The sequence below is a fragment of the Winogradskyella epiphytica genome (genome assembly GCF_003217215.1).
Lineage (GTDB): Bacteria > Bacteroidota > Bacteroidia > Flavobacteriales > Flavobacteriaceae > Winogradskyella > Winogradskyella epiphytica.
Genome location: NZ_QJTD01000001.1, coordinates 1,178,834 through 1,190,111, shown reverse-complemented (window position 1 = coordinate 1,190,111; position 11,278 = coordinate 1,178,834). Strand labels below are relative to the sequence as shown.

Genomic DNA, 11,278 nt, shown 5'->3' with positions numbered 1-11,278 from the left:
TTACACAAGCTGCAAAGATAAGCAATGCAAATTTGTATAAAAGGTGATAGGTTTTAAAATTATTAGCAAAACTCAGTAGATTCCTTCAGGAAAGTGTTTTATTCTTTAAGCATCTCAAGAGTAATCGTAGTATCTTCGATGGTAGAGAATTTCATCTTTACGAAACCCAAGTCATTATTATATAGAAATTCGGCAGTGGTTGTACCTATGCTACTCTTGGTAATTGCTTCTACCAAAACACATTTCAGCTGACCAAAATTTGAATCATATAGCTGCTCATGGTGTTTCTTATAGTAATGCGTTAGCAGCGTAGACTCATAACTTCCATATGCAGCCTGAAGCTCCCATTTCCATTTTTTAACAGCATTTAATTTTATATATGGAAATGCTGAAAGCTGTAAAACATCCAAATCTATATTTCGTGGTGGATGCAACCATATATTGATTTTATTTTCAACCAAACCTGTTCTTTCCCTAGCTATTTCTTTTTTGTTGCTATCTAAATATTCAAAACTTAATAACAGTTTGGCTATAATCAGGATCAAAATTAGAGAATGGTTTTGTTGTTCCTTGAACTATCATTCTTACATATCGCAAATCGGTATCTAGAATACGATTATTATGTTCTATTTTACATTGATATAAAACTTCCCTATTCACGGGATAAACTGTATTATCTAAATCAAATCTATTTTCGTTATCTATATATTGCTCAGGAATAGTTTCAAAGTAAATAGAATTCTTTTTAGAAGAACAACCAAAACTTACAATCAGAAAAACTAAAATATAGTAATATTTCATACGGTTATTTTAAAAACTCAATATTTCGTGTCAGTCCAGCGTACTTCGTGCGTTTTACAGCCGATTTCTTAAATACTTTTCTAAAGGTATCTTCAGTAATTTCCTCCCAATCCTTTTTAGTCATTTCTAATAAGTCGGGATGCGGATTAAATAAAGGTTCGTTGTGGGATTTTGAAAATCGATTCCATGGACATACATCTTGGCAAATATCACAACCAAACATCCAGTCGTCAAACTTACCTTTAAATTCGGTTGGAAGGTTTTCTTTGAGTTCTATGGTGAAATATGAAATACATTTACTGCCATCCACTACGTAAGGTTCCGTAATAGCTTCCGTTGGGCAAGCGTCTATACACTTTGTGCAAGTTCCGCAATGATCGGTAGTGGCATGGTCGTACTCTAATTCTAGATCAATGATTAATTCCGCAATAAAATAGAATGACCCTACATTTTTAGTTAAGAGTAAGGTGTGTTTTCCTACCCATCCTAAACCTGACTTTGCCGCCCAAGCTTTATCCAAAACTGGAGCAGAATCTACGAAAGCACGTCCTTCTACTTCCCCTATTTCTTCTTGAATAAATTGTAATAGGGATTTTAATTTATCCTTTATAACGAAATGGTAATCGGTACCATAGGCGTATTTCGATAATTTATACGAATCTTCATTCTGAAATTCTGAAGGATAATAATTCAACAATAAAGACACTACACTTTTTGAACCTTCCACGAGTAAAGTTGGATCTAAGCGCTTATCGAAATGGTTTTCCATATAACGCATTTCGCCATTCATGTTATTATTCAAATAAGCTTCAAGACGTGGCGCTTCTTCTTCTAAGAATTCTGCTTTACTAATACCGCAAGACAAAAACCCGAGGCGTTTGGCTTCAGCTTTAATGATTTGCGTGTATTTATTTCTATTATCCAATTTATATTAACTGTAATTTAATCGGAGGTCATGTGATACAATAGCATCTACTCAATATTATCTTGAACGTCGTAGAAAAGTTCAACTAGACCTCATAATTAATTTCTTTTTTCAAACTCCAAATAGGCATTTTTAGGTTTCAATGTTATAAGCGGTGTGATATCAATAGTTTCAGAATTAGATCGAATTTTATAGGTTGACACTAGTTCTGAAATTGCAATAATCATTTCGAACATGGCGAAATTATTTCCAATACATTTCCGTGGTCCTGCCCCAAAAGGAAAATATTGCGATGAATACTTTCGACTTCCTTCACTAAAACGCTCTGGCAAAAATTCATCTGGCCGTTCCCATAAATTAGGATGTCGGTGGATTTCATAAATTGAAAATAGTAGATTAGCCCCTGCTTCGAAAGTTAAACCATTAAAACTATTGGGTTCTATATTTACACGATCAATAAAGTACACAGGCGGATATAAGCGCATGCCTTCCTCGATGACTTGCTGACAATACTTAGATTTAGTGACCAAATCCATAAGGTCGTCACTTTTTTCTAGAAGTTCAATACGTTCTCTATATATTCTATCCTGCCATTCAGGATGTTTTGCCAATAGTTGAGTAATAAAGGTGAGAGCATTGGAAGTTGTTTCATGTCCTGCTGTAAACAGAATCAAGATTTCGTCAATGAGTTGCTCCTCTTCCATAGAACTTCCATCCTCATATTTCGCATCAAGCAACATATCTAACAAATCGTGCTCCTTTACTCCTGATGTTCTACGCTCATTTACTATTCGTTTTAAAATTTCACGAGCTTCTCGAGTAAGGTCTAAATGTTTTTCGATTTCACCACTGATGCTGAACCACCACCCTAAATAAGGTTGACGCAATTCCTTAACCAACATTCGTTGTGCTTGTTCAGTAATAAATTGAAGACGATTAATATCTTCTTGACTAGCGGCAGAACTAAACAAAGATTTGACCACCGTTTGAAAAGCTAAATCGTTTAAAATTGGAAATATATCTATCTCGGTATCTGTAGTAATCCTTTTTAATTCAGAACAAATTGCAGATTTTATACTATCTAACAGCGTCTTTAATTGCTTTTTATGAAACGCTGGTTGAATGAGTTTACGCTGTCTTTTCCAATGTTCACCTTCAGCAGTTAACAGTCCATTACCAATATACTTGACTAAGTCTACAGTTTGGATTTTAGATTTGGTATAATTTTTTTGGTTTTTTTGAAGCACATATTCAGCAAAAGCGGCATCTCTAACAAACACTACAGAATTTCTCAACCCTATTTTCAATCGAAACACATCACCTTGTTCTTCAAAGTTACGATGATGAAACGGCAGTGGATTCTTTAGTATTTCTAAGGAGTGTTTTAAAAATCGACTTATAGGTACTGTTGGTATATTGCTTTCTAATTTCAATTTTTAGTTTTCTAATATTGATTGATAGGTATAATAAACAATGCCTTTAATGATGACTCTAATGAGATTGACGTTTTTCGCCAATAAGATTTTGAAAATCTAGAACAATCCGCCTTGCGTTGGGCCTTTTATTTTTCCCAAATGCCTATAGGCTTGCTCAGTCACTTCACGACCACGAGGTGTACGCATAATGAATCCTTGTTGGATTAAAAATGGTTCATATACTTCTTCAATAGTTTCTGTACTCTCACTAACCGCAGTTGCAATGGTACTAATACCAACGGGGCCACCTTTAAACTTATCTATGATGGTGGTTAAAATTTTATTGTCCATTTCATCCAAACCGTAGGCATCTACATTCAGCGCCTTAAGCGCAAATCTGGCTATTTCAATATCTATTTTACCATTACCTTTTATTTGGGCAAAATCTCTAACACGTCTTAATAAGGCATTAGCTATACGTGGTGTCCCTCTACTTCTACCAGCTATTTCTATAGCAGCTTCCATGGTTATAGGCATGTTTAAAATCGATGCACTTCGCTGCACTATAGTCGTAAGCAAATCGGTTTTATAGTATTGCAAACGACTTTGAATTCCGAACCTTGCTCGCATTGGAGCTGTAAGTAATCCCGAACGTGTGGTAGCACCAACAAGTGTAAACGGATTTAAGTTGATTTGAACTGTTCTGGCATTTGGCCCAGACTCAATCATAATATCGATTTTATAGTCTTCCATCGCCGAGTATAAATACTCTTCAACAATAGGACTTAAACGATGAATTTCGTCTATAAATAGAACATCGCGTTCTTCTAGATTAGTTAGCAAGCCTGCAAGGTCTCCTGGCTTATCTAAAACAGGCCCTGATGTGACTTTTATACCAACATCTAATTCGTTGGCTAAGATGTGAGCTAATGTTGTTTTACCAAGTCCTGGAGGTCCATGAAAGAGTGTGTGATCTAAAGCCTCTTCCCTTAGATTCGCCGCTTGAACAAAAACTAAGAGGTTTTCTAACACTTGATCTTGACCGGTAAAGTCATCAAAGGTTAATGGCCTTAACTTTTTTTCGACATCTAATTCCTCAGGTGTAAAATTATCGTTGTATGGATTTAGGTTTTCGTTCATAGCTCTTCCCAAAAAAACGGGAGTCTCTTTAAGTTTTATTCAATAAACAAATATAACGAAAAAGCCTTTCAGTATAAGTGAAAGGCTTTTTAATGATTTATTTTTCTCTTTTGAGAGATCTCTTATTTCAGAGTAATTTTAGTGTTGTAATTCCTCTTCACCTTCTTTTAATGGTACGTTTTGAGGAACGAAGTCATCATCATGACCTGGTTTACTATAATCATAAGACCAACGGTAAACATGAGGAATAGCTCCTGGCCAGTTTCCATGAATGTGCTCTACAGGAGTTGTCCACTCTAAAGTTGTAGATTTCCATGGGTTCTGTTCAGCTTTCTTACCATAGAACATACTTACGAAGAAGTTGTATAAGTAAACAATTTGAACTAAACCACCAATGATAGCAAAGATTGTAATGATTACGTTAGCATTAGCTAAATCATCAAATAATGGAAATGCTGAGTTTGTATAATATCTTCTAGGTAAACCTGCCATTCCAATAAAGTGCATTGGGAAGAATACTCCATAAGCACAAATAGCAGTAATCCAGAAGTGAATATAACCTAAGTTTTTATTCATCATACGACCGTACATTTTAGGGAACCAGTGGTAAATACCGGCAAACATTCCGTAAATCGCTGAAATACCCATTACTAAGTGGAAGTGAGCAATAACGAAATATGTATCGTGTACGTTAATATCTAATGCACTATCTCCAAGAATGATTCCTGTTAAACCACCAGTAATAAAGGTAGAAACAAAACCAATAGAGAATAGCATTGCAGGGTTCATCTGAAGATTACCTTTCCAAATGGTTGTAATCCAGTTGAAGGCTTTAACTGCCGATGGAATCGCAATTAATAATGTTGTAAATGTAAATACAGAACCTAAGAAAGGGTTCATACCTGATACGAACATATGGTGACCCCATACAATCGTCGATAAGAATGCAATCGCTAAAATAGAAGCAATCATCGCACGGTAACCGAAAATAGGTTTACGTGAGTTTGTTGCCATAATTTCAGAAACTAATCCCATCGCAGGAAGAATTACAATATATACTTCAGGGTGACCTAAGAACCAGAATAAGTGTTCAAATAATACTGGAGATCCACCTTGGTAATGTAAAACTTCACCTTGTATAAATATATCAGATAAGAAGAATGATGTTCCAAAACTTCTATCCATTATTAACAATAATGCTGCAGATAATAATACAGGGAAAGATACTAAACCAATAATTGCAGTAACAAATAATGCCCAAACTGTAAGAGGTAATCTCGTCATAGACATACCTTTTGTACGTAAATTGATTACCGTTACAATATAGTTTAAGGAACCTAATAATGACTGAGCAATGAAAATAGCCATAGATATTAACCATAAGGTCATACCCATACCTGATCCTCCTTGTGCCATTGGTAGTGCAGAAAGCGGCGGATAAATAGTCCAACCAGCTGCTGCAGGTCCAGCTTCAACAAATAATGAACAAAGCATTATAAAACTAGAGATAAAGAACAACCAATAAGATACCATGTTAAGGAATCCTGAAGCCATATCTCGTGCACCAATTTGTAGTGGAATTAATAGGTTACTAAACGTACCACTTAAACCTGCTGTAAGTACGAAGAATACCATGATCGTACCGTGGATAGTAACTAATGCTAAATAAACATCAGCGTCCATTACGCCATCTGGAGCCCATTTACCTAGTAATGCTTCAAATAAGATATTCGGCTTTTCTGGCCATGCTATTTGAATACGGAACATTATAGACATTAAAACACCTATAACACCCATTATAGTTCCAGTAATTAAGTATTGCTTAGCGATCATCTTATGATCTTGGCTAAAGATATACTTTGTTACAAATGTTTCTTTATGATGATGTACGTCGTGATCGTCGTGACCGTGTGTATCTAATGTTGCTGACATAATCTCTTTATCTTTTTCTTAAAACCTTTAATTAATTTAATGAATTTGGAAACGTTGTTTGCTCTTTTGCCCAAGCATCGAATTCCTCCTGTGTCTCTACAATGATATTCATCTGCATATTGTAGTGAGACTTACCACAAATCTTGTTACATAATAAAATGTAATCAAATTCATATAATAGTTCTTGTCCAGCCTCTTCAATCTCAGCTTGACGTTCTCTTCTTAATTCATTAATGTTTTTTACTTTCTCAACGATTTCTGGTCTCTGACGCATTTCAGCAGTGGTTACTGTTGGTGTGAAGGCGAACTGAGTCACCATTCCAGGAACACAGTTCATCTGAGCTCTAAAGTGAGGCATATACGCCGAGTGTAATACATCTTGAGAACGCATTTTAAATAACACTTTTCTACCAACTGGTAAATGTATTTCAGAGGTAATAAAGTCATCTTGAGCATTAGGATCATTTTCATCTACACCCAATACATTCGCGCGATCAATATCAATTAATCTTACGTTTGCCTTTCCTAAAACGTTATCTCCACCACTGTAACGTGCTTTCCAGCTAAACTGTTGTGCGTACAATTCAATTACCAGTGGATCTTCATCTTCGTCGATATTCATAATATCATTCCAAGTAAATAATCCGTAGATAATTAAACCTGCTAATACAATTACAGGGATAATTGTCCATATAAATTCTAAAGTGTTATTATCAGCATAGAACAATGCTTTTCTTCCTTTTTCACCTTTGTACTTATAAGCGAAATAGTGTAATAGAAATTGAGTTATTGTTTGCACAAGGAAGATTACAATCATTGATATCCACATTAGGTTATCAATCTCTTCTCCATGTTCTGATGCCGAGTTAGACATCAACGGAAGGTCACCTAAATAATAAAGACTTAGAAAAGTGATTACATATATAAACACCATGAAGGCGATCATTAAGTATCCATTAATCTTGTTGTCTTCGTCTGTCGCAATTTGCGAATTAGACTTCCCAACTTGAGCCAAATCAAAAATCTTCACCATTTGCCAAATGGCAATAGCTACAAATAGTACAAATATTATCGTTAATAAAGCAGTCATTATCGTTTCTGTTCTTATTTATAATTAATAATGGAAATGTTCACTTTCCTTAATAAAAGGGTTTCCTTTTGCTAATAATGGATTTTTGCCTAAAGCTGTAAATACGATAAGCATGAATAAGCCACCAAAGAATAATATTGATCCGATTTCTGGAGCACCAATAAACCATCTTTCACCAGCCGTTGCAGGCATAATCATAGTGTAAACGTCTAAGTAGTGACCAAATAAAATTACAATACCTGTTAATACCACAAACCATGGAACACGTTTAAAATCACTGTTCATTAATAGTAAAAGTGGGAATAAGAAGTTTAGCGCTACCATACCAAAGAATGGTAAATTGTAATCTTCAATACGCGTTACGAAATACACGACCTCTTCAGGAATATTAGCATACCAAATTAACATGAATTGAGAGAACCATAAGTACGTCCAGAAGATACTAATACCGAACATAAATTTAGCTAAATCATGTAGGTGACTATCATTTACAAATGGTAACAATCCTTTAGATTTTAAGAAAATTGTTATTAAAGCAATCACAGTAATACCACTTACAAACATACTTGCAAATACGTACCATCCGAATAATGTACTAAACCAGTGAGGGTCTACACTCATTATCCAATCCCATGACATCATAGATTCTGTATAGATATAGAATACTAAGAAACCTGCTGCAATTCTGAAGCTTTTCTTAAAGTTTCTATTATCGTTTATATCCGCTAAATCTTGTGCTACTGAGAACTTAACTGCAAAGTGACGATAAAGCGCCCAACCAGCTAAGTATATTATACCTCTAATAAAGAATCCTGTTTTATTTAACCAGCTTGTTTTATTTTGAATAATTGTATCAGTAGCTACAACACTCTCGTCCATCCATATGAATATATGACTATCGGCTACAAAAGCAATTAATAATACTAATAATCCACCTGGTAATACATAAGCCGTAATAGCTTCCATAACTCTAAACAATACTGGCGACCATCCGGCTTGTGATGCAAATTGAATAGCGTAGAATGCTAAAGCTCCAAGAGCAATAAAAAAGAAAAATAAAGCGCCTACATATAATGCTGAATATGGTCGGTTATGTATTTGGTGTAATACATGTTCCTCATGACTTACGCCATGCTCTTCAACTGATTCACCTCCGGCATGTGCTTCAGAGTCACCATGTGATCCTGCTACTTCTGCATCATGGCTTACACCATGATGAGATTCACTAGCTAAAAGCTCTTTTACATCATCAACATTTTGATATTGATGTGAATCCATAAAGCCATAGCCTATACCCAATGCTCCTAAGACCATTAAAATGATGGCTCCTATTCTTAATCGATTTGAAATTTTATATTCCATTTATATAATCTTTATCTAAATCTTACTTTTCTAAATCTGCCTTTAGTTTCTGAACATAAGCAACAACTTGCCAACGCTCTTCCTCATTCAATTGGTTAGCATAAGAACCCATTGTATTTTTCCCGTAATATATTACGTGATATATACTACCTTCAGTAATAGATCTACCTATATCATCATAACTTGGTACACCTAAAATCTTTTCACGATCTACTAATTTTCCTTTTCCATCACCTTTATTACCATGGCAAATACCACAATAAATAGCGTATAATGGTCCACCTCTGTCATAATCCACTTGAGTAGAGTCTAAAGGACTTTTAAGGTTTGCTTTTGCGAATTCAAAACCTTCATTAGTATCTTCAATTTCATAAGGCATAAAGTCACCTCTTGGAATTGTTCCTTCTGCTGGTAATTGTGCTTGAACACCGTTGGCGAAAGCATCTGACTCTTGATAAGTTTCATAACCTACAGACTCATACATATCTGGCATGAACTGATAGTTAGGTTTAGAATTATTCTGGCAAGACACAAAGCCTACCAACATTACCAATACTACGATATATTTCAAGGATGTCTTCATATTAATGTGCATCTTCATTTTTATCAACAATATTTATCTCTACAGCTCCTGTACTTTTCAATAAAGTAGCTAAAGCTTCTTCGTTATTTCGTACAGTGATTTCCATTAAGAAATGATCATCTGTTGTTCTTGGGTCTGGATTCTCAGCACTCTTAAAAGGCCATAATCTACTTCTCATATAAAAAGTGATTACCATTAAGTGGGCAGAAAAGAATACCGTTAGCTCAAACATAATAGGAACAAAGGCAGGTAAGTTCTCTAAGAAACTAAAGCTTGGTTTACCACCAATATCTTGTGGCCAATCTTTAATCATAATAAAGTCCATCATCCAAATAGCTACGGCTAAACCTAAACACCCGTATAAGAATGCTGTAATCGCTAGTCTTGTTGGAGCTAATCCCATTGCCTTATCTAATCCGTGAACTGGAAAAGGCGTATATATTTCTTCAATATGGTGTTTTTCTGATCTTACCGTTTTAACGGCGTTCATTAAAACATCATCATCTGTATAAATAGCATGAATTACTTTTGACGTTTCCATATTACTATTCGTCGTTTTTAGTTTTGTTATCTTGAGCTACGTACGAAGTTCTTGCATCAACTCCAGTTCCTACTAAGCTATCTCCTCTTTCTCTAATGGCTTTGTACTTATCTCCAGAAGACTTTAAAATTGTCTTAACCTCTGCTTGTGCAATTACAGGGAATGTACGTGAGTACAATAAGAATAATACAAAGAAGAAACCAATTGTTCCAATAAATATTCCGATATCTACAAAAGTAGGTGAGAACATTGTCCATGCCGATGGCATATAATCTCTGTGTAACGAAGTTACGATAATTACGAAACGTTCGAACCACATCCCAATGTTTACTACTATAGAGATAAAGAAAGAGAACATAATACTTGTTCTTAGTTTCTTGAACCACATGAACTGTGGAGAGAATACGTTACAAGTCATCATTGCCCAGTAAGCCCACCAGTAAGGACCAGTTGCTCTGTTTAAGAACGCAAATTGCTCATACTCTACACCAGAATACCATGCGATAAATAACTCAGTAATATAAGCTACACCAACAATAGAACCTGTAAGCATAATTACAATGTTCATTAATTCTATATGTTGGATAGTGATATAATCTTCAAGATTACACACTTTTCTCATAATAATAAGAAGTGTGTTTACCATGGCAAAACCAGAGAAGATTGCACCCGCAACGAAGTAAGGAGGGAAAATTGTTGTATGCCATCCTGGAACTATCGATGTTGCGAAGTCAAACGATACAATGGTATGTACCGAAAGTACTAATGGTGTTGCTAAACCTGCAAGTACCAATGATACTTCTTCAAAACGTTGCCAATCTTTTGCTCTACCAGACCAACCGAAACTTACTAAAGCGTAAATTTTCTTTTGGAAAGGGCGAACTGCTCTATCTCTTAACATTGCGAAATCTGGTAATAAACCAGTCCACCAGAATACAAGTGATACTGATAAATAAGTTGAAATCGCGAATACGTCCCAAAGTAGTGGTGAGTTAAAGTTAACCCATAACGAACCGAATTGGTTTGGAATAGGTAATACCCAGTATGCTAACCATGGACGACCCATGTGTATTAGTGGGAATAAACCGGCTTGGAATACCGCGAAGATGGTCATCGCTTCTGCCGAACGGTTAATCGCCATTCTCCATTTTTGACGGAATAATAGTAATACTGCAGAAATCAATGTTCCTGCGTGACCGATACCTACCCACCAAACGAAGTTAGTAATATCCCAAGCCCAGTTAACTGTCTTGTTCAATCCCCAAACTCCAATACCTGTAGATATGGTATAAATAATACAACCTATTCCCCAAAGAAATGCTACTAAAGCTATACTGAAAACAATCCACCATGCTTTGTTGGCTTTGCCCTCGACTGGTCTTGCTACATCTACTGTAACATCGTGATACGATTTATTTCCAGTAACTAAAGGTCTTCTAATAGGTGCTTCGTAATGAGACGCCATAATTATATACTTGTTTCTTTAATT

Annotated in this window: 11 protein-coding genes; all 11 read right to left on the bottom strand. The window is 35.4% G+C overall.

Translation table 11 applies throughout. The features are described from left to right. Nucleotides 1-98 precede the first annotated feature (98 nt). The gene (locus DFQ11_RS05185) at nucleotides 99-545 is read right to left on the bottom strand and encodes a hypothetical protein (RefSeq protein ID WP_110474758.1); all 447 of its coding nucleotides are present in this window, start codon (nucleotides 543-545) and stop codon (nucleotides 99-101) included. Continuing rightward, a complete protein-coding gene (locus DFQ11_RS05180) occupies nucleotides 508-801 on the bottom strand; it encodes a hypothetical protein (RefSeq protein ID WP_110474757.1) in 294 nt (97 codons plus the stop codon). Before DFQ11_RS05180 ends, DFQ11_RS05185 begins: the two co-directional genes overlap by 38 nt. A gap of 4 nt (nucleotides 802-805) precedes the next feature. Further along, nucleotides 806-1,726, bottom strand: a complete 921-nt coding sequence (gene queG, locus DFQ11_RS05175) for a tRNA epoxyqueuosine(34) reductase QueG (RefSeq protein WP_110474756.1) — start codon at nucleotides 1,724-1,726, stop codon at nucleotides 806-808. Nucleotides 1,727-1,824: 98 nt separating this feature from the next. Next, nucleotides 1,825-3,159 (bottom strand): cytochrome P450, encoded by a 1,335-nt coding sequence (locus DFQ11_RS05170; RefSeq protein ID WP_110474755.1) that lies wholly within the window; start codon nucleotides 3,157-3,159, stop codon nucleotides 1,825-1,827. A 99-nt stretch (nucleotides 3,160-3,258) separates the two neighbouring features. Beyond that, the gene (gene ruvB, locus DFQ11_RS05165) at nucleotides 3,259-4,281 is read right to left on the bottom strand and encodes a Holliday junction branch migration DNA helicase RuvB (RefSeq protein WP_110474835.1); all 1,023 of its coding nucleotides are present in this window, start codon (nucleotides 4,279-4,281) and stop codon (nucleotides 3,259-3,261) included. A gap of 138 nt (nucleotides 4,282-4,419) precedes the next feature. Beyond that, complete coding sequence (locus DFQ11_RS05160; RefSeq protein WP_110474754.1) at nucleotides 4,420-6,213, bottom strand: cytochrome c oxidase subunit I; 1,794 nt, start codon at nucleotides 6,211-6,213, stop codon at nucleotides 4,420-4,422. 31 nt (nucleotides 6,214-6,244) lie between these two features. Continuing rightward, complete coding sequence (locus DFQ11_RS05155; RefSeq protein ID WP_110474753.1) at nucleotides 6,245-7,303, bottom strand: cytochrome c oxidase subunit II; 1,059 nt, start codon at nucleotides 7,301-7,303, stop codon at nucleotides 6,245-6,247. Between the two features lie 24 nt (nucleotides 7,304-7,327). Then, nucleotides 7,328-8,665: a quinol:cytochrome C oxidoreductase gene (locus DFQ11_RS05150; RefSeq protein WP_110474752.1), complete on the bottom strand. Its 1,338-nt coding sequence runs from the start codon at nucleotides 8,663-8,665 to the stop codon at nucleotides 7,328-7,330. 22 nt (nucleotides 8,666-8,687) lie between these two features. After that, on the bottom strand, nucleotides 8,688-9,248 hold the full coding sequence (locus DFQ11_RS05145) for a c-type cytochrome (RefSeq protein ID WP_189342979.1): 561 nt from the start codon (nucleotides 9,246-9,248) through the stop codon (nucleotides 8,688-8,690). A 1-nt stretch (nucleotide 9,249) separates the two neighbouring features. Continuing rightward, a complete protein-coding gene (locus DFQ11_RS05140) occupies nucleotides 9,250-9,789 on the bottom strand; it encodes a DUF3341 domain-containing protein (protein ID WP_110474751.1) in 540 nt (179 codons plus the stop codon). Nucleotides 9,790-9,793: 4 nt separating this feature from the next. Beyond that, on the bottom strand, nucleotides 9,794-11,254 hold the full coding sequence (gene nrfD / locus DFQ11_RS05135) for an NrfD/PsrC family molybdoenzyme membrane anchor subunit (protein ID WP_110474750.1): 1,461 nt from the start codon (nucleotides 11,252-11,254) through the stop codon (nucleotides 9,794-9,796). Between the last annotated feature and the right edge of the window lie 24 nt (nucleotides 11,255-11,278).

What these genes read in the sequence shown, in the direction of transcription:
- DFQ11_RS05160 (WP_110474754.1), bottom strand. Translation starts at nt 6,213, where the DNA reads ATGTCAGCAACATTAGATACACACGGTCACGACGATCACGACGTACAT.
- DFQ11_RS05180 (WP_110474757.1), bottom strand. Translation starts at nt 801, where the DNA reads ATGAAATATTACTATATTTTAGTTTTTCTGATTGTAAGTTTTGGTTGT.
- DFQ11_RS05155 (WP_110474753.1), bottom strand. Translation starts at nt 7,303, where the DNA reads ATGACTGCTTTATTAACGATAATATTTGTACTATTTGTAGCTATTGCC.
- DFQ11_RS05140 (WP_110474751.1), bottom strand. Translation starts at nt 9,789, where the DNA reads ATGGAAACGTCAAAAGTAATTCATGCTATTTATACAGATGATGATGTT.
- DFQ11_RS05150 (WP_110474752.1), bottom strand. Translation starts at nt 8,665, where the DNA reads ATGGAATATAAAATTTCAAATCGATTAAGAATAGGAGCCATCATTTTA.
- ruvB (WP_110474835.1), bottom strand. Translation starts at nt 4,281, where the DNA reads ATGAACGAAAACCTAAATCCATACAACGATAATTTTACACCTGAGGAA.
- DFQ11_RS05145 (WP_189342979.1), bottom strand. Translation starts at nt 9,248, where the DNA reads ATGAAGACATCCTTGAAATATATCGTAGTATTGGTAATGTTGGTAGGC.
- nrfD (WP_110474750.1), bottom strand. Translation starts at nt 11,254, where the DNA reads ATGGCGTCTCATTACGAAGCACCTATTAGAAGACCTTTAGTTACTGGA.